Genomic DNA, 18,011 nt, shown 5'->3' on the forward strand with positions numbered 1-18,011 from the left:
CCGTGACCGGGCCGGGGGCCATCGCCGGGCCGGCGGCCGTGACCGAATCGAGGGGCATGATCAAGTCCGTACTCGTCGCCAACCGGGGCGAGATAGCCTGCCGCGTCTTCCGCACCTGCCGTGAGCTCGGCATCGCCACCGTCGCCGTGTTCTCGGACGCCGACGCGGCCGCCCTGCACGTACGGGAGGCCGACACCGCGGTACGGCTGCCGGGGGCCGCGCCCGGCGAGACGTACCTGCGCGGCGACCTCGTCGTCGAGGCGGCGCTCGCCGCGGGCGCCGACGCCGTGCACCCGGGGTACGGGTTCCTCTCCGAGAACGCCGGCTTCGCGCGGGCGGTCACCGGCGCCGGGCTCACCTGGATCGGGCCGCCACCGGACGCCATCGAGGCCATGGCGTCCAAGACCCGCGCCAAGGAGCTGATGGGGCTGCCGCCGTTGCGCCTCGACGAGGTGGGCGAGGACGATCTTCCCCTGCTCATCAAGGCGTCCGCGGGGGGCGGCGGCCGGGGGATGCGCATCGTCCGTCAACTGGCAGACATCAAAAGTCAGTTGTTGTCGGCGCGCGCCGAGGCGCTGAGTGCGTTCGGTGACGACGACGTCTTCGTCGAGCCCTACATCGAGGGCGGCCGCCACGTCGAGGTGCAGATCCTCGCCGACGCCCACGGCACGGTCTGGGTGCTCGGCACCCGCGACTGTTCCCTCCAGCGCCGCCACCAGAAGGTCATCGAGGAGGCCCCGGCACCCGGCCTCGCCCCCGAGACCGCCGCCGAACTGCACACCCTCGCCGTGCGGGCGGCGAAGGCCACCGACTACCGGGGCGCCGGAACGGTGGAGTTCCTGGTGGCCGACGGCGCCGTCCACTTCCTGGAGATGAACACCCGCCTCCAGGTCGAACACCCTGTCACCGAGGCCGTGTTCGGCATCGACCTCGTCGCGCTCCAGTTCCGCGTCGCCGAGGGCGAGGCGCTCGCGCCGGCCCCGCCCGAGCCGCACGGTCACGCCATCGAGGCACGCCTGTACGCCGAGGACCCGGCCGACGGCTGGGCCCCGGGCACCGGCACCGTCCACCACCTCGCCGTCGACGGGGTGCGGCTCGACCGGGGGTACGCCGACGGCGACACCGTCTCCGTGCACTACGACGCGATGCTCGCCAAGGCCGTCGCCCACGCCCCGACCCGCGCCGGGGCCGCCCGCCTGCTGGCCCGCGCCCTGGAGCGGGCCCGCGTCCACGGCCCGGCCACCAACCGTGACCTGCTCGTACGGTCCCTTCGTCATCCCGACTTCGCCGACGTCGGTGCGGCACGCCTGGACACCGGGTTCTACGACCGCAACCTCGCCGAGCTCACCGCGCCGCCACCCGGCGCGCACCACGCCGCGCTCGCCGCCGCGCTCGCCGACGCGAGCGCGCGGGCCGGTCGCTTCGGCGGCGGCTGGCGCAACGTGCCCTCGCAGCCCCAGGTCAAGCGGTACGGCGACCACGAGGTCCGCTACCGGCTCACCCGCCACGGCCTCGAAGCGGACGGCCACCCCGGGGTGCGTCTCGTCGCCGCCGAGCCCGGCCGCGTACGGCTCGACATAGCCGGTGTGGTGCGGGAGTTCGCCGTCGCGTGCCACGACGGCACCGTCTACGTCGACTCCGCGTCGGGCTGTCACGCCCTCGCCGTCCACCCCCGCTTCACCGATCCCAGCGACCTCGTCGCCCCCGGCTCGCTGCTCGCCCCCATGCCGGGGGTCGTCGTGCGGGTCGCCGACGGGGTCGAGGAAGGCTGCCGCGTCGTCGCGGGGCAGCCGCTGCTCTGGCTGGAGGCCATGAAGATGGAGCACCGCGTCACCGCTCCGGCCGCCGGCACGCTCACCGCGCTCCACGCCGTCCCCGGCCGCCAGGTCGAGGTCGGCGCCCTGCTCGCCGTCGTCGCATCGGAGGACGAAGCCGTATGACCGGTGTCATCGAAAGCCAGGAGAACAAGGATCTGCGGGCCGCCGTGGCCGCGCTCGGCGCCCGGCACGGACGCGGATTCGACCGCGCGGCCCTGTGGTCGGAGGCCGCCAAGCTCGGCTACCTCGGCGTCAATCTGCCCGCCGAGCACGGCGGCGGTGGCTGTGGCATGGCCGAACTGTCCATCGTTCTGGAGGAGTTGGGGGCGGCGGGCTGCCCGCTCCTGATGATGGTGGTGTCGCCGGCGATCTGCGGCACGGTCATCGCCCGCTTCGGTACCGAGGAGCAGAAGCGGACCTGGCTGCCGGGGCTCGCCGACGGCACCCTCACCATGGCGTTCGGCATCACCGAGCCCGACGCCGGCTCCAACTCGCACCGCATCACCACCACCGCGCGGCGCGACGGCGACGGCTGGATCCTCAGCGGCCGCAAGGTCTTCATCTCCGGCGTCGACATAGCGGACGCCACTCTCATCGTCGGGCGTACGGAGGACGCGCGCACCGGCAGTCTCAAGCCCTGCCTGTTCATCGTCGCGCGCGACACCCCGGGCTTCCAGCGCTCGCGGATCGACATGGAACTCCAGGCGGCGGAGAAGCAGTTCGAGCTGGTGCTCGACGATGTGCGGCTGCCCGCGGAGTCGCTCGTGGGCGACGAGGACGCGGGGCTGCTCCAGCTGTTCGCGGGGCTCAACCCCGAGCGGATCATGACGGCCGCGTTCGCGATCGGCATGGGCCGCTACGCGCTCGCCACCGCCGTCGACTACGCCACGACCCGGCAGGTGTGGAAGCAGCCCATCGGCGGCCACCAGGCCATCGCCCACCCGCTCGCCCAGGCCCACATCGAGCTCGAACTGGCCCGTCTGATGATGCAGAAGGCGGCCGCGCTGTACGACGCGGGTGATGACGCCGGGGCCGGCGAGGCGGCCAACATGGCCAAGTACGCGGCGGCCGAGGCGTGTGTGAAGGCCGTCGACCAGGCCGTCCACACCCTGGGCGGCAACGGGCTGACCCGCGAGTACGGCCTGGCCTCGCTCATCACCGCGGCCCGGGTCGCCAGGATCGCGCCGGTCAGCCGCGAGATGATCCTCAACTACGTCTCGCACCAGTCCCTGGGCCTTCCCAAGTCGTACTAGACGTACTAGGAGACTCCCGCATGGACTCCTCCGACTCCGGCACCCCTGCCTCCCCCGCTCCCGCCGCCTCCTGCGCGCCCCCCGGCGCCCCGGACGCTCCGGCTCCCCGTCATCCCGGTGATCTCCGTACTCCCCGCGTCTTCCGCAGCGAGTACGCCGACGTGCCCGTCCTCGACGAACCCATCCACGATGCGGTCCTCGCCCGCTCGGCCGCCGACTTCCCCGACGCCGTCGCCCTGATCGACGGCGCCGACCCGAGCGGTACGACCATGCTCACCTACGGGCAACTCGACGCCCAGCACCGCACGTTGGCGGACGAGCTCATCCGGTCCGGGCTGCGCAAGGGCGACGTGCTCGCGCTGCACAGCCCCAACTCGGTTCTCTACCCGGTGGTGTTCTACGCGACGACCCGCGCCGGCGCGGCCGTCACCACCGTCCATCCGCTGTGCACGCCCGAGGAGTTCGCCAAGCAGCTGGGCGACGCTCGGGCCCGCTGGATCGTCACCGTCTCACCGCTCCTCACGACCGCCCGCCGGGCCGCGGAACTCGTCGGCGGCATCGAGGAGATCTTCGTCTGCGACCGCGCCGACGGGCACCGCTCGATCGTCCACGACCTCCTGGCCGCGGGCCCTTCGCAGGCCCCCGCCGGCCCGGATTCCACCGCCACCCCGGAGTCCACCGCGGCCCCCGAGGCCACCGCCGCCCCGGGCCCCGCCGTCCCGATCGACCCCGGCGAGGACATCGCCGTACTGCCGTACTCCTCCGGCACCACGGGCGTCCCCAAGGGCGTCATGCTCACCCACCGCAGCATCGCCACCAACCTGGCCCAGCTCCATCCGCTGGTGCCGATGGTGCCCGGGGACCGCATCCTCGCCGTGTTGCCGTTCTTTCACATATACGGGATGACCGCGCTCCTGAACGCGCCCCTGCGGGCCGGCGCCACCGTCGTGGTGCTGCCGCGCTTCGACCTCGACCAGTTCCTGCGCGCGATCGAGACGCACCGCATCACCGGCCTCTACGTCGCCCCGCCCATCGTGCTCGCCCTGGCGAAGCACCCGGCGGTCGCACGGTACGACCTGTCGAGCCTCGACTACGTCGTCAGCGCGGCCGCCCCGCTCGACTCCGCGCTGGCGCACGCCTGTTCGGCGCGGCTCGGGCTGCCGCCGGTGCGCCAGGCGTACGGCATGACCGAGCTGTCGCCCGGTACCCACGTCGTGCCCCTGGCCACCGCCGACCAGCCCGCGGGAACCGTCGGCAAGCTGCTCCCCTCCACCGAGATGCGCATCCTGCGCCTGGACGACCCGGCCCGCGACGCCGAACCCGGCGCGGAGGGCGAGATCGCGATCCGGGGCCCGCAGGTCATGAAGGGCTACCTGGGCCGGCCCGAGGCGACCGCCGAACTGATCGACGCGGACGGCTGGGTGCACACCGGCGACGTGGGCCGCGTGGACGAGGACGGCTGGCTGTACGTCGTCGACCGGGTCAAGGAACTCATCAAGTACAAGGGGTTCCAGGTCGCCCCCGCCGACCTGGAGGCGCTCCTGCTCACGCATCCCGGCGTGGCGGACGCCGCCGTCGTCGGAGTCGTCGACGCGGACGGCAACGAGGTGCCCAAGGCCTTCGTGGTGCGCGGGCCCGGCGCGCCGGACCTCGGCGCGGACGAGGTGATGGCGTACGTCGCCGAACGCGTCGCCCCGTACAAGAAGGTCCGCCGGGTCACGTTCGTGGAGGCCGTGCCCCGGGCCGCGTCGGGCAAGATCCTGCGGCGTGAACTGCGGCAACGAGAGAAGGACGAGACGTGACACTCATCAGGGCCGCCCACGAGCGGGGCATCACCACCCTCGCCCTCGATTCGCCGGCCAACCGCAACGCGCTGTCCGCGGCGCTGGTCACCGAGCTGTCCGCGGCGCTCGCGCGGTGTGCGGGGGACCCGGACGTACGGGCCGTGCTGCTCACCCACACCGGCACGACGTTCTGCGCGGGCGCCGACCTGAAGGCGCCGCCCGATCCCGAGGCCTTCGTCGCCCTGATGCGTGCCGTGGTCGCCCTGCGCAAGCCGGTCGTGGCGCGGGTGACCGGCCACGTCCGCGCGGGCGGCCTCGGGCTGCTCGCGGCCTGCGACATCGCCGTCGCGGGGCCCGATTCGTCGTACGCGTTCACCGAGGCGCGGCTCGGTCTCGCGCCGGCGGTGATCTCCATGCCGGTGCTGCCCCGCATGGACCCGCGCGCCGCGAGCCGCTACTACCTGACGGGGGAGCGGTTCGGCGCGGCGGAGGCGGCCCGCACGGGCCTGGTCACGATCGCCGTCGCCGCCGGTGACGACATCGACGAAGCCCTCGAACCGGTCCTCGACGGGCTGCGCAGGTCCTCGCCCGAGGGCCTGGCCGCGTCGAAGGCTCTGGTCACGGCTACCGTGTCGGAGACCTTCGACCGCTGGTCGAAGGAGCTGACCGCCCGCTCGGCGTCCCTCTTCGCCTCCGCCGAGGCGCGGGAGGGAGTGACGGCCTTCCTCGAACGACGGGACCCCGCATGGGTGTTGTGACCCCACCGAAGACCCCACCGAAGACCCCCAAGCAGGATCGCAGCCGGGCCACCCGGCAGCGCCTCCTGGAGGCGGCCGTGGCGTGCCTGGCCGAGCACGGCTGGGCGGGGTCCACGGTGTCGGTGGTCGCCGAGCGCGCCGGGGTCTCGCGGGGCGCGGCCCAGCACCACTTCCCCACCCGCGAGGACCTCTTCACGGCGGCGGTCGAGTACGTCGCCGAGCAGCGCTCCCACGCACTGCGCGCCCTGGACCGCAGCGACCGCGGCGAGGTCGTGGCGGCCCTCGTCGGGCTCTACACGGGCCCGCTGTTCCGGGCCGCGCTCCACCTGTGGGTCGCCGCGGCCAACGAGCCCCAGCTGCACGCGCGGGTGACGGAGCTGGAGGCGAGGGTGGGCCGCGAGTCGCACCGCATCGCGGTGGAACTGCTCGCCGCCGACGAGTCCGTACCGGGGGTGCGGGAGACGGTGCAGGGCTTCCTCGACATGGCGCGTGGCCTGGGCCTGGCCAATGTGCTCACCGACGACGCGGCGCGCCGGGAGCGGGTCGTGGCGCAGTGGGCGGTGCTCCTGGACGAGGCACTGCGGTAGGGGCGCCCTTCAGGGGGTCCCGGTTGTGTCGGTGGCACCGGTTGTATCGGTTGCACCGGTTGTGCCGCCGGGGCTGCCGAGGAGGCGTTCGACGAGGAGCTCCGGGTAGCCGGCGGCCGGCGGTTCGACGCCGAAGATCGCGCGCAGGTAGAGCGGCGCGATGAGCTGGTCGAGGATCCGGTCGAGCGGCGGCGGGTCCTCGCCGCGGGCCGCGGCCCGCTCCCGGATGGCCTCGATGGCGTCGGTGCGGCGCCGGAAGTGCCGGCCGCGCTCGCCCTGCGCCTCGGCGCTGCCCGGCATGGACAGGGCGACGGCGCGGATGAGGAGCCGGCCCTCGGGCTTGCGGATGCTGGCGACCCCGGCGGCGGCCCACGCGGTGAGGTCGCCGCGCAGGGTGCCGGTGTCGGGCAGCGGCCAGTCCCGTTCGAGGCGGGTGACGACGACGTCGGCGAGGAGCGCCTCCTGGCTGCCCCAACGGCGGTAGAGGCTCGTGTGGTTGACGCCGGCGCGCTGGGCGATCGCGGGGATGGTGAGGTCGCCGCCGCCCGGGTCGGACAGCAGGTCGACGACGGCCTGGTGGACGGCGGCGCGGACTTGTTCGGGGCTCTTACGGATGCGGGGTGTCGGCTGGTTCGGGCTCACCCCACCATCGTAAGCACATTTATTTGCTTCTCGGCGCCGGAGGGGTCTACAGTCGGCGACGTACGCACAGATCTGTGCTTAAGGAGAGAGCCATGCAGCAGCTTCTGTTCCCCGGCAACATCCAGTTCTGGTACGAGACCCTGCGGTCGATGAGCCACATCGCGTACGGCGGCGCCGACTTCGGCGAGGTCGTCTCCACCGCCGAGCGCATCACCGAGGGCGACTACGACAGCTGGTACACCGAGTGGCTCGCCACCGCCGACCGGGTGGACGCCGAGGCCCGGAAGGCGCTCGACGCCGGTCACCGGATCAGCGCGCGGGACGGCTTCCTGCGGGCGTCCAACTACTACCGGTCGGCGGAGTTCTTCCTCCACGGCAACCCGTGCGACGCCCGCCACGACCACGCCTACGACCGCAGCGTGGCCTGCTTCCGCGCGGCGGCGCAGCTCTTCACCCCGCGCATCGAGCCGGTCGCCATCCCGTACGAGGGCACCACGCTGCCGGGCTACCTCTACCGGGCCGGCGCCCCCGGCGAGCCGCGCCCGACCCTGATCATGCACAGCGGGTTCGACGGCACCGCCGAGGAGCTCCACTTCAGCGGCGCGCTCGCGGCCGTCGAGCGCGGCTACACCGTGCTCACCTTCGACGGGCCCGGGATGCCGGGGCCGCGCCACCACCAGGGCCTGGTCTTCCGGCCGGACTGGGAGAACGTCATCACCCCCGTGATCGACTTCGCCGAGGGGCTGCCCGAGGTCGACAACAGCCGTATAGCGCTGTTCGGTTCGAGCATGGGCGGCCTGCTCGCGCCGCGGGCCGCCGCCTTCGAGCACCGCCTGGCCGCGGTGATCGCCGTCGACGGCGTCTTCGACCTGGGCGAGGTGTCCGTACGGCACATCCCCGGCGGCCGGGAGGAGGCCGAGCGGCTGCTGCGCGCGGACAGCGCCCCCGAACTCGACGTCGCGCTGGAGGAGTTGATGGAGCGGGACCCCATCTCGCGCTGGGCGATGAACCACGGCATGTACGTGATGGGCGTGGACACCCCGCGCGCCTTCAACGCCGCCTACCTCGACTACACCCTGCGGGACGGCACGGCCGAGCTGATCCAGTGCCCGACCCTGGTGTGCGACGCCGCGGAGGACGAGTTCTTCCGGGGCCAGCCCGAGGAGCTGTACGCCCGTCTGACCTGCCCCAAGGAGCTGATGGTCTTCACCGCCGAGGAAGGGGCCGGCGCCCACTGCCACCCCGGCGCCATGCGGCTCGTTCTGGCCCGCGTCCACGACTGGCTGGACGGCGTCCTCGCGCGGCCCGCCGCCTGACGCCGTGGGTACGGTGTCCGGACATGCGAAGGCCGGCCCCGGGTGACCCGGGGCCGGCCGTCGTTCAGGCTGGTCAGCCGTTGCTGACGCCGTTGCCCGAGAGGACCGGGATCTGGTCCAGGATGTGCGACAGCGGCTCGTCGCCCTTGGCCTGGGTGGAGTTCTCGGTGCACTGCTGGTTCTGCGGCGCGGAGAGGATCGGCACGTCCTGGAGGACGGTGACCGGGACGAGACCGACGAGGGACGCCAGGTTGGCCTTGACCGGAACGCCGGCGCAGACCTTGTTCAGCGAGCCCTGGACCAGGGTCATCTGGGGGCTCATGTCGCCGTCGGTCTTCGAGTTGCCGAAGGCCTGCTCGGCACCGTTGCCGCTGAGCGACGTCGTACCGCCGTCGTTGCCGATCGCCATCGCCTGCGGCGCGGCCATCATCGCGACACCGGAAACGGCTGCGGCGACGGCTGCGGCCGACCACAACTTCTGCATGTCTACTCCTGTTGGTCTGATTCCACTGACGGGGATCTGTGAAGAGAAACGGTAAGAATCTCTTTTGGTTGCGCCCTGTCCCCCGGACAGAGCATTGCGGAATCGACTCCGCCCGATTCGTGGTAATAGGCAGTGACCACGAACCGATGGTGAGGAAACATGACTGAGACGCAGGGTGCATGGCGCCGGCAGACTTTCATCCCGATCACCCGTCGACGATTCGAGAGCGAGGCCGCGGCCGAGCCCGTCTATGCGGACCTGGTGCGTTCCTGGGCCGCCGAGGGGCGTACCGTCCCGGGCCTGCCGGACTGGGAATGGAACCAGCTCGTCAACGGTTCCTGCTGGCCCTCATGAAAACGTCCCTCGTGAAGACGTCCCTCGTGAAAGCGGCCTGAAGGAGGCCGGCCCGCGTGAAACCGGCCTCGCGATGTCGGCCGCCCGGCCCCGAACATCGCGAAGGACCGGGCCGCCCCTGTGCACCGGCGGCCCGGCCGTGAACATCAGGGTGCCGGACCGCCGAAGGGATTGACAGCGGTCCGGCCGTCCTGCGGAACCCCGGCTCAGTGGTTGGCGGCACCGTTGCCGGAGAGGACCGGGATCTGGTCCAGGATGTGCGACAGCGGCTCGTCGCCCTTGGCCTGGGTGGAGTTCTCGGTGCACTGCTGGGTCTGCGGCGCGGAGAGGATCGGCACGTCCTGCAGCACGGTGACCGGCACGAGACCCACGAGGGACGCCAGGTTCGCCTTGGCCGGCAGGGCGATGCAGGGCTTGTTGAACGAACCCTGGATCAGGCCGATCTGCGGGCTCATGTTGCCGTACGTGGAGGAGTTCCCGTACGCCTGCATCGCGTTGTTGCCGCTGACCGAGGTGGTGCCGTGGTCGTTGCCGATCGCCATCGCCTGCGGCGCCATCGCCGCGGACGCGCCGACGACGGACACGCCGACGGCTGCTGCCGCCATAGCCTTCTTGATCACGTCTGGTCCCTTTCTGGTGGATGCCCCGTACGGAGCCATCTGACCAACTGGCCGATCGGTGGATTGGTTTCTGCCCTTCACTCTTTCGGCCGTACGAAAATGGGGCCGAACGGGTTCTGTCCGGCTTTGCGGGCTGGGATTATATGGAGATCCGATACGACGGGTCCCGGGCGTTGTGTTCGGTATCCCTCGCGCCTCTTGCGGAACCGTTCGGGTGAAGCGCCGGAACCAAACCAGGGCGGCGAAGTTGACCAGGCAGTAGTACGGCGCAGTGGATATGAGCGCGGTACTGCACGTGCTCTCCACCAAGAAAAGGGAAGACCATGCTCAAGAAGGTTATGGCCGCGTCCGCTGCCACCGTTTCGCTCGTCGGCGCGTCCGCCATGCTGGCCCCCCAGGCCATGGCCATCGGTGACAACCACGGCACGACCTCGCTCAGCGGCAACGGTGCGAAGAGCGCCTTCGGCAACTCGAAGACCGACGGTGACATGAGCCCCCAGCTGTCGCTGGTCCAGGGCACGCTGAACAAGCCCTGCCTCGGCGTTCCGGTCAAGGCCAACCTGGCGTCCCTCGTCGGTCTCGTCCCGGTCACCGTCCTCCAGGACGTGCCGATCCTCTCCGCGCCGCAGAACCAGCAGTGCACCGAGAACTCCACCCAGGCCAAGGGCGACGAGCCGCTGTCGCACATCCTGGACCAGATCCCGGTCCTCTCGGGCAACGGCGCCGGCAACAACTAAGTCGTCTGCACGGCCGCTCGGGCTGCCGCGGCCCCCTTCGGGGCCGCGGCAGCCCGAGTTCTTTATCCATCCCAATTGCCGTGCGGTTAAAGGGCAGAGGCGCGGTGGGCTGCCGCCTCCTGCCATTTGGGTGAGGAAATCGGTGGCGCAGTTCTCCTCGGTTTCCTTTGCCTGGATCGATCGTTATCAGGTCGTCAACGGCACCTTGGGCGAAAGCTCTGGCAACGCGCCGTGAGCAACGACTGGTTGCGCGACTTTTTGACTGAGGGAAGGAAATCCACGTGAAGTACATGAAGGCTGCGACGGTTCTGACCGGTCTCGTCCTCGCCGCGGGCGGTGCCGCTCCGGCGTTCGCCGACGCGGGTGCCGAGGGTGCCGCTGTCGGCAGCCCCGGTGTCCTGTCGGGCAACCTGCTCCAGGTTCCGGTTCACATCCCGGTCAACATCTGCGGCAACACCGTCAACGTCATCGGTCTCCTGAACCCGGCGTTCGGCAACACCTGCATCAACAAGTGATGTAGCGCCAGGACTCTCCACTCCGATTTTGGGGCGTGCTCACCGCACGCCCCAAAGTCGGTTTCCCCCAACTTTTCCCCGCGACGGAAGACAGCCCATTGCGCCAGGTCATCAGTAAGACCCTGTTCACTGCCGTGGCAGCCACGAGCGTCCTTTCGATGAGCGCGAATTACGCTCAGGCCGCCGGCACCGATGCCGAGAACGCGGGCTCGCCGGGCCTGTTGTCGGGGAACACGATCTCTGCGCCGGTGGACGTGCCGATCCAGGCGTGCGGAAACTCCGTGAACCCGGTCGGAGGTCTCAACCCGTCCTTCGGAAACAACTGCGCTACGGGCTCCTCGTCCGCGGAGGAAGCGGCCGACGACGCGGCCGACCGCGCGGGCGCGGAGGGCGACGGGGACGCCGGCGCGGGCGATGGCGCGGGCCGCGACGGGGCGCCGTCGCCGGACGAGTACGGCGCTTCGTACGAGCGGGAGTACGCCGCCGCGTACGGCCTCGATCACTACGAGGCGGCCAGTCGGGCCAGCAGCGTCACCAGTGGGTCCCCGGGTGTTCTGGCGGGCAACTCCGTGGCGGCGCCGGCCGATGTGCCGGTGCAGGCGTGCGGGAACACGGTGAGCGCGGTGGGTCTGCTCAACCCGGCGATGGGCAGCCACTGCACGACGGGCCCGACGACGCCCCCGCACCCCTCGCGCCCCCACCACACCCAGCACCCCCACCACACCCAGCACTACGCGCACGAGGCTCCGCCGGTTCACCACGTGCCGCCGGTGCACGAGGCTCCGCCCGCTCACCACGCTCCGCCCGCTCACCACGCCCCGCCGGTTCACCAGGCTCCGCCGGTGCACCACGCGCCGCCGATGCATGAGGCTCCTCCGGTGCACCACGCGCCGCCCGTTCACCAGGCCCCTCCGGTGCACGAGGCTCCGCCCGTCCACCACGCCCCGCCGGTGCACCACGCACCTCCCGCGCACGAGGTCCCGCCCGCTCACCACGTGCCTCCGCACCACTGCCCGCCCGGCCACGAGGTGCACCACGCCCCGCCCGCGCACCACGCGCCTCCGGTGCACGAGGTCCCGCCCGTCCACCACGCGCCGCCGGTGCACCAGGCTCCGCCCGCGCACCACGCGCCTCCCGTGCACGAGGCCCCGCCCGTCCACCACGCCCCGCCCGCCCATCAGGCACCCCCGGTGCACCACGCACCCCCGGTGCACCACGCACCCCCGGTGCACCACGCACCTCCCGCGCACGAGGTCCCGCCCGCTCACCACGTGCCTCCGCACCACTGCCCGCCCGGCCACGAGGCGCACCACGCCCCGCCGGAGCGGCACGTACCTCCGGTGCACCACGCCCCGCCCGTCCACCACGCCCCGCCCGTGCACCACGCACCCCCCGTGCACCACGCCCCGCCCGTGCACCACGCACCCCCCGTGCACCACGCCCCGCACGGGCGGCATGCCGCGCCCGTGCTTGCGTACCCGGGTGCTCGAGTCGTCGCGCCCGTGGCCGCCGCGCACCTGGCCGACACCGGGGCCGACCCGGCGCTCCTGGCTGCTGCGGCCGCCGGGGCTGCCGGGCTCGTGCTCGGTGGGGGTGTTCTCTACCGGCGCGGCAGGGCGATGGCCAAGGTCTGATCCGGGGTGCCCGCCGGCCCCCACCCGCGGCAAGTGACGGCCGAGGGTTCGGAGTGGGGGACGGGCGGCACACGTAACACCCGGACGCGGCAGGTCAGTTGACGAGCGCCCAGGCGCTCACGGTTCGGGATGTGCTCGCTGCGGCGAAGGGTCCGGCTCCTGAAAGGGAGCCGGACCCTTCGGCGTTTTCCGTGGCCGGGCGGCGCGGCTCTGAGGGCCCATCAGGCGGCCGTCCCGCGGCGTGCGTCCGTTCGGGGGGCTTCCGGCGTGGGCTGCTTAGGTTCCCTATCGGCGCAATAAGAATATTTTCAACCGGGAACCCGGGAGGTCCTCCGAACCAAGGGCAAGGGAGCGCACATGCGTCTACGACGTCATCGAGCGGCCACCTTCACGACGAGCGCACTGGTGGCGGGTGCTCTCTTCAGCCTCGCTCTGGCCCCCGGTGCCGAGGTCACGCCGCCGGGGAGCGGCGCCGATCCGCCGCCCGCCGGGCACCCCGCCGTCGCGAACTTCGGTGCCTTCCTGGACTCCGGGCTCCTCGGCGTCAAACGGATCCCGGCCCTGGAGAAGTGGCTCGGCGGCGCGGACATCCGGGTCGGGCACACCTATCTGGCCGGGAACACCTGGTCCGACATCGAGGGCAGGGCCGGGTTCCTCGACGACTGGGCCTCCTGGCGCACGGCGCGCGCCGACCGCACCCTCGTCCTGAACGTGCCGATGCAGGCGCTCAACGAGGCCGAGATCCCCGACGGTCGGGTGCGCCAGCTGCTCGCCAAGGGCGCCGCGGGGGAGTTCGACGAGCACTTCACACGGCTCGCCGAGCGGCTGGTCGACCTCAAGATCCCGGACACGGTGATCGTGCTCGGCTGGGAGATGAACGGCACCACGTACACCCATCGCTGCGGCCCGGACCCGGCGGCGTGGAAGACGTACTGGAAGCGGGTCGTGACCGCCATGCGGGCGGTCCCGGGGCAGAAGTTCCGCTTCGACTTCACGCCGAGCCGCGGCCGGGACGCGGTGCCGTGGACCGAGTGCTATCCCGGTGACGACGTGGTCGACATCGTCGGCATGGACTCCTACGACCAGCCGCGCGGCCAGGACTTCGACAAGCAGGTCAAGGAGCCGTACGGGCTCCAGCAGCACGTGGACTTCGCGGCCGCGCACCACAAGCCCGTCTCCTACCCGGAGTGGGGGCTCTTCCGCAACGGCGACAACCCCGAGTACATGCGCCGCATGCTGGCGTGGATGGACGCGCACAAGCCCGTCTACAACACCATCACCGACTACTGCCCGCACGGGGTGTGGGGATGCGCGGACAACCCCCGCTCCTCCGAGGTCTACCGCACGCTCCTGTACGGCCGCACCGAACCGACCCCCAAGCCGTCGGCCCCGGTGAGCCCCCTGCCGTCGGCGCCCGTGAGCCCGCAGCCGTCGGCCCCGGTGAGCCCCCTGCCGTCGGCGCCCGTCAGCCCCCTGCCGTCGGCCCCGGTGGGCCCGCTCCCCTCGGTCCCGGCGAATCCCGCCCCGCAGCCGGCGGCGCCCGCCGCCGTCACCCCGGCGCCGAAGCCGCCGGAGAAGTGCGCGCCGGTCGAGCTCGGCCCGTGGGTGGAGTACTGGATCGGGGGCAAGCTCTGCCTCCGCTTCGACTGGTACTCACGCCGGTCCTGACGGCTGCGCGGCGGGGCGGCTGCGGTCGTCCCGCCGCCGGCGCAGTTCGCGCAGCGCGGCGCCCGCGCCGCGGCGCAGCCGGGCGTGCAGGGCGCCGGCCCACAACAGCGGCAGGGTCCGCCGCCGGGCCAGCAGGAAGCGCTGGTTGACCCGGACCTCGGGACGCCAGTGCTGTTTGTACGGTTCGTTGCCGCGCAGCATGCTCAGGGCGGCGCGGCCGCTGCCGTCGATCCGCTGGGCGCAGGCCCGCAGCAGCATCGTGGCCACATCCACCTTGCGCCCGCGCAGGCCGGGGTGGGCCCCGTACAGGTAGCCGCCGGCGAGGGCGGGCGAGAGCAGGGTCAGATCGGCCGCCACGACCTCCCCGTCGAGACGGAACTCGGTGACCACCGCGTCGCCGTGCCGGGTCATCTCGCCCACCGCGCGCGCGAGATGCTCCTCGAAGCGCGGGCGCGTGTGCTCGCGGGTCACGCCGCGGCCCTGCCACTGGAGGCCGTGCAGTTCGAGCAGCGTGCGCATGGCCCGGGGCACTTCGTCGGGCGGTACGTCACGCTGCTCGATGCCCAGTGCGTCGATCTTCCGGAGTTTGGCGCGGGCCCGCTGGGCACGGTTGGCCGGCAGGCGCCCGAGGAGGGTGTCCATCCCGGCGGCGGGCAGTTCCAGACAGCCCGAGTCGGTCAACCGATGCCGCTTTCCGGGCCAGTTGGCGTAGACCCGTTCGGCTCCGGCGCCCGGCCTGACCTCGCCCAGGTCGATCAGGGCGCCGCGCGCCGAGCGCATCAGGGAGCCGGTGAGGGCGGCCGCGGCCTCCTCGGCGCAGGCGTCGTCCAGGAGGACGTCCGTGAAGTCGGAGATGGGGCCGCCCAGCGGTACCAGGGCCGGCAGCGGGCGCAGCACCCGCATCAGCGGCGCCGCGCCGATCAACTCCTCCCCCCGGTACACCAGATGGATCCGCAGTCGGCCGCGCGTCCCGTACGAGAGCCACCACGAATGCAGCCACGCGTGACTCTGGAACGGGGTCGCCGTCGAGCAACGGCCGTGCAGGCGACGCCAGTTCGGTGCGAGATCGGCGAAGGGGAGCTCCTCGGCGCACACCTCCACGCGGAGCCGGGACACTATCCGACCTCCTGCGGCACGGAGGCCGCGCCGGCCGGTCCCGGTACCGCCGCCGCGAACCCTGGCTCGGAGCCGGACCGGGATCCTTGCCCGGCGTCGGGTTCGGCGTCGGGGCGGCGGCGCGGCCGGGCCAGGAGCGCGAGCCCGCCGAGCAGCCCGCCCGCGCAGCCGCCCACGAGGGCGGTGAGCGAGGCCGAGGGGGAGGAGGGGGCCAGCGGCTTGGCGGCGCGCGAGAACTGCACGACGCGGACCCCGGTGTCCTTCTGGTTGTGCTCGCCGTTGACGGTGAGGGCGCGGGCCACCGCGTTGGCCATGCCCGCGGCGTCCGCGGCCCGCGACGAGCCGGCGGTGATGGCGATCATCGGGGCGTCGGGGGACGTCGCCGTCTGCACGCTGGAGCGCAGTGTGGCCGCGCTGACCCCCGCCCACACCTGGGCGTCCCCGATGACGGCGACCTCGGTCGCGACCCGGCCGTAGGCCTGCGCGAAGCCGAGTGCGACCGACGGATCGGCCTTCTCGGCGGGGGTGACCACGACATAGCTGGTCGCGCTGTACTCGGGCGTCTTCACCGCGCCGTACACGCCGCCCGCCGCCGCGCCGAGCAGCGCGCACACGGGCAGCGGCCACCAGCGCGGCAGCGACCGGGCACGCAGCGGACCGCGAACGCCGTGACGCTGGGGGCGCGGGCCGGACACTTGGCTCATCTGGACTCTTCTTTCTCCGAGGTGTTCGTCGTGAGGTGCGCGCCGCCGGGCGTGGACCCGGCGTCGGGCCCGCCGGTGGGTGCGGGCGCCGCGTCGTACGCCGGGCGGGGCAGCGGCACGCGGGCGGCCGCCGCCTCGTACACCCGGACCAGCTGGGCGGAGGTCGCGGTCACGCCGTAGCGGCGCACCGCGTCGGGCACGGGAAGCCGGGTGCGGCCGGTCCGCATGAGGGCGCGCAGGGTGCCGGTGAAGGCGGCGGCGGTGCGGCCGGTGCGCAGGGCGCCGGGTACGGAGCCGGGCGGCAGGTCGTCGATGGCCGGGCAGGTCACGTACGCCACGGGGAGCCCCGCCGCGAGCCCTTCCACCACGGCGAGGCCGAAGGCCTCCTCGCCCGAGGGTGAGGCCAGGCAGTCCACGGCGGAGAGCAGGGCGGGCAAGGAGGGCCGCCCCGCGCCTTCGGGGTCCGCACCCGCCGGGACCCCGCCTTCGGGGTCCGAACCCGCGGCGGCCCCGTCGTCCTGGGGGCATTCGCCGGCGAAGATCACCCGGCCGGTCACGCCGAGCCGTTCGGCGCGGGCCCGCAGCGGCTGTTCCTGTTCGCCGGCGCCCGCGAACACCAGCCGTGCGTGGGGCAGTTCGGCGAGCGCGTCGAGCAGGACGTGGAACCGCTTGCCCGCCGCGAGCCTGCCGACGGCGCCGATCACGAACGCGTCGGCGGGGAGGCCGAGTTGACGGCGTACGGTGTCGCGCGCGTCGGCGCTGAACGCGAACCGCGCCGCGTCGATGCCGTTCGGCACCACGTGGATGCGGCGCTGCGGCACGCCCCAGCGGGCGAGGCGCCGGGCGATGGTGGGGGAGACCGCGACGGTCGCCGTGCCGAGCCGTTCGCTCGCCAGGTAGAGGCCGCGCACGCCGGGGCCGAGCGGCCGCCCCTCCATGCGGGCCTCGCCGAGGGAGTGTTCGGTGGCGACGACGGTGCGCACCCCGGCGAGCCTGGCCGCGAGGCGTCCGTACAGGCAGGCCCGGTACAGGTGGGTGTGGACGACGTCGTAGTGGCCGGCCGCGACGAGCTTGGTGAGGCGGGGCAGCGCGGCGAGGTCGCGGTTGCCCGCCATGGCGAGATCGCGCACCCGGCCGCCGTCGCGGACGATGCCGCGGGCCACGGCGCCGGGGTTGGTGAGGGTCACCACGTCGGCGTCGTACGGCAAGTGCCGTAGCAGGAGCCGAAGTTGCTGTTCGGCGCCGCCGACGCCGAGGCCGGTGATGACGTGCAGGACCTTCACGAGCCCTCCGGCAGGTCGGCGGGGTCTTCGCGGCGCCAGCGGTGCAGGCTGCGCTTGAGCTGGAGCCGCCAGGCGGTGTCGCGTTCGCCGACGTGGACGCGCGGCAGGGCGTAGCGGCCGGTGAGCGGGCCGGGGTCGATGGCGCAGGCGTACTGGTAGCCGGCCGCGCGGACCGCGTCGACGGCACGCACGTCGACGGCGCCGTACGGATAGCAGAAGCCCGTCACGTCGTGGCCGGTGAGCTCCTTGAGCAGCTCCCTGCTGGTGCGTACCTCGCGGTGCAGGGCGTCCTCGTCGACGGCGGTCAGGTCGAGGTGGCGCAGGCCGTGCGAGGCGACCTCCATGCCCCAGGTGGCGGCCTGCTGGATGCCCCGCTCGTCGAGCAGCGGGCGGCGCGGGCCGAGCGGGTCCCACTCGTTGGTGGCGCCGAGCAGCCCCGGCAGTACGAACACCGTGGCCGTGCACTCGTAGCGGCGCAGCAGCGCGAGGGCCTCGCCCGTGAAGTCGGCGTACCCGTCGTCGAAGGTGAGGCCGACCAGGCCGCGGGAGGTGCCGGCCGCGCGGGCCCGCAGCAGTTCGGCCATGCCCACCCCCTTGAGGCCGTGCCGGCGCAGCCAGCGCAGCTGGCGCTCGAAGCGGGGCGGCGAGACGGTGATGCGGTAGGGATCGTCCGTGGTGTGGCACACCGAGTGGTACATGGCCACCCACAGCGGTGCGGCGGGGCGCGGTCTCGAACCAG

The 18,011-nt window shown here is 72.8% G+C and carries 18 protein-coding genes; 11 read left to right on the forward strand and 7 right to left on the reverse strand.

What is annotated here, in order from left to right; genetic code table 11:
• The first annotated feature begins 56 nt into the window (after positions 1 to 56).
• Genes OG432_RS19185 through OG432_RS19205 form a run of 5 tightly spaced genes read left to right on the forward strand, consistent with a single transcriptional unit; the run spans position 57 to position 6,199 of the window.
• On the forward strand, positions 57 to 1,940 hold the full coding sequence (locus tag OG432_RS19185) for an acetyl/propionyl/methylcrotonyl-CoA carboxylase subunit alpha (protein ID WP_328315155.1): 1,884 nt from the start codon (positions 57 to 59) through the stop codon (positions 1,938 to 1,940).
• Positions 1,937 to 3,070 (forward strand): acyl-CoA dehydrogenase family protein, encoded by a 1,134-nt coding sequence (locus OG432_RS19190; protein WP_328312179.1) that lies wholly within the window; start codon positions 1,937 to 1,939, stop codon positions 3,068 to 3,070. Before OG432_RS19185 ends, OG432_RS19190 begins: the two co-directional genes overlap by 4 nt.
• Positions 3,071 to 3,090: 20 nt before the next feature.
• Positions 3,091 to 4,872: an AMP-binding protein gene (locus tag OG432_RS19195; RefSeq protein ID WP_328312180.1), complete on the forward strand. Its 1,782-nt coding sequence runs from the start codon at positions 3,091 to 3,093 to the stop codon at positions 4,870 to 4,872.
• Complete coding sequence (locus OG432_RS19200; RefSeq protein WP_328312181.1) at positions 4,869 to 5,612, forward strand: enoyl-CoA hydratase family protein; 744 nt, start codon at positions 4,869 to 4,871, stop codon at positions 5,610 to 5,612. The genes OG432_RS19195 and OG432_RS19200 overlap by 4 nt, the downstream gene beginning before the upstream one ends.
• Positions 5,600 to 6,199 carry a TetR/AcrR family transcriptional regulator gene (locus tag OG432_RS19205; protein WP_328312182.1) on the forward strand — a complete coding sequence of 200 codons (600 nt, stop codon included), beginning with the start codon at positions 5,600 to 5,602 and terminating at the stop codon, positions 6,197 to 6,199. The genes OG432_RS19200 and OG432_RS19205 overlap by 13 nt, the downstream gene beginning before the upstream one ends.
• 9 nt (positions 6,200 to 6,208) lie before the next feature.
• Here the strand turns inward: OG432_RS19205 and OG432_RS19210 are convergent, their stop codons facing one another.
• Positions 6,209 to 6,841 carry a TetR/AcrR family transcriptional regulator gene (locus OG432_RS19210; protein ID WP_328312183.1) on the reverse strand — a complete coding sequence of 211 codons (633 nt, stop codon included), beginning with the start codon at positions 6,839 to 6,841 and terminating at the stop codon, positions 6,209 to 6,211.
• A 92-nt stretch (positions 6,842 to 6,933) separates the two neighbouring features.
• Between OG432_RS19210 and OG432_RS19215 the strand changes: the two genes are divergently transcribed.
• On the forward strand, positions 6,934 to 8,157 hold the full coding sequence (locus tag OG432_RS19215) for an alpha/beta hydrolase family protein (protein WP_328312184.1): 1,224 nt from the start codon (positions 6,934 to 6,936) through the stop codon (positions 8,155 to 8,157).
• A gap of 73 nt (positions 8,158 to 8,230) precedes the next feature.
• Here the strand turns inward: OG432_RS19215 and OG432_RS19220 are convergent, their stop codons facing one another.
• The gene (locus OG432_RS19220; RefSeq protein WP_328312185.1) at positions 8,231 to 8,641 is read right to left on the reverse strand and encodes a rodlin; all 411 of its coding nucleotides are present in this window, start codon (positions 8,639 to 8,641) and stop codon (positions 8,231 to 8,233) included.
• Positions 8,642 to 8,800: 159 nt separating this feature from the next.
• On the opposite strand from OG432_RS19220, the gene OG432_RS19225 reads away from it, so the two are divergent.
• Positions 8,801 to 8,995, forward strand: a complete 195-nt coding sequence (locus OG432_RS19225) for a hypothetical protein (RefSeq protein WP_328312186.1) — start codon at positions 8,801 to 8,803, stop codon at positions 8,993 to 8,995.
• A 206-nt stretch (positions 8,996 to 9,201) separates the two neighbouring features.
• Here OG432_RS19225 and OG432_RS19230 read toward each other — a convergent pair whose 3' ends face one another.
• Complete coding sequence (locus OG432_RS19230) at positions 9,202 to 9,615, reverse strand: rodlin (protein WP_328312187.1); 414 nt, start codon at positions 9,613 to 9,615, stop codon at positions 9,202 to 9,204.
• Between the two features lie 323 nt (positions 9,616 to 9,938).
• Here OG432_RS19230 and OG432_RS19235 point away from each other — a divergent pair, with 323 nt between their 5' ends.
• The 4 genes from OG432_RS19235 (at position 9,939) to OG432_RS19250 (ending at position 14,169) form a co-directional block, all read left to right on the forward strand.
• Positions 9,939 to 10,352, forward strand: coding sequence for a rodlin (locus OG432_RS19235; protein WP_328312188.1), 414 nt, complete (start codon positions 9,939 to 9,941; stop codon positions 10,350 to 10,352).
• Between the two features lie 290 nt (positions 10,353 to 10,642).
• Positions 10,643 to 10,867, forward strand: coding sequence for a chaplin (locus OG432_RS19240; RefSeq protein ID WP_328315156.1), 225 nt, complete (start codon positions 10,643 to 10,645; stop codon positions 10,865 to 10,867).
• Positions 10,868 to 11,025: 158 nt separating this feature from the next.
• Positions 11,026 to 12,501: a chaplin family protein gene (locus OG432_RS19245; RefSeq protein ID WP_328312189.1), complete on the forward strand. Its 1,476-nt coding sequence runs from the start codon at positions 11,026 to 11,028 to the stop codon at positions 12,499 to 12,501.
• Positions 12,502 to 12,858: 357 nt separating this feature from the next.
• Complete coding sequence (locus tag OG432_RS19250) at positions 12,859 to 14,169, forward strand: glycoside hydrolase family 26 protein (RefSeq protein ID WP_328312190.1); 1,311 nt, start codon at positions 12,859 to 12,861, stop codon at positions 14,167 to 14,169.
• Here the strand turns inward: OG432_RS19250 and OG432_RS19255 are convergent.
• From OG432_RS19255 to OG432_RS19270, 4 genes are read right to left on the reverse strand one after another with little or no spacing between them, the layout of a single operon-like run.
• Entirely contained in the window at positions 14,155 to 15,285 is a 1,131-nt protein-coding gene (locus OG432_RS19255) for a GNAT family N-acetyltransferase (RefSeq protein WP_443058412.1), read from the reverse strand. The genes OG432_RS19250 and OG432_RS19255 overlap by 15 nt on opposite strands.
• Positions 15,285 to 15,989 (reverse strand): lipopolysaccharide biosynthesis protein, encoded by a 705-nt coding sequence (locus OG432_RS19260; protein ID WP_328312191.1) that lies wholly within the window; start codon positions 15,987 to 15,989, stop codon positions 15,285 to 15,287. The genes OG432_RS19255 and OG432_RS19260 overlap by 1 nt, the downstream gene beginning before the upstream one ends.
• Complete coding sequence (locus tag OG432_RS19265; RefSeq protein WP_328312192.1) at positions 15,986 to 17,272, reverse strand: glycosyltransferase; 1,287 nt, start codon at positions 17,270 to 17,272, stop codon at positions 15,986 to 15,988. Before OG432_RS19265 ends, OG432_RS19260 begins: the two co-directional genes overlap by 4 nt.
• The gene (locus OG432_RS19270) at positions 17,269 to 17,970 is read right to left on the reverse strand and encodes a polysaccharide deacetylase family protein (protein ID WP_328312193.1); all 702 of its coding nucleotides are present in this window, start codon (positions 17,968 to 17,970) and stop codon (positions 17,269 to 17,271) included. Before OG432_RS19270 ends, OG432_RS19265 begins: the two co-directional genes overlap by 4 nt.
• Positions 17,971 to 18,011: the final 41 nt, after the last annotated feature.

It is taken from the genome of Streptomyces sp. NBC_00442 (assembly GCF_036014195.1).
Taxonomy (GTDB): Bacteria; Actinomycetota; Actinomycetes; order Streptomycetales; family Streptomycetaceae; genus Streptomyces.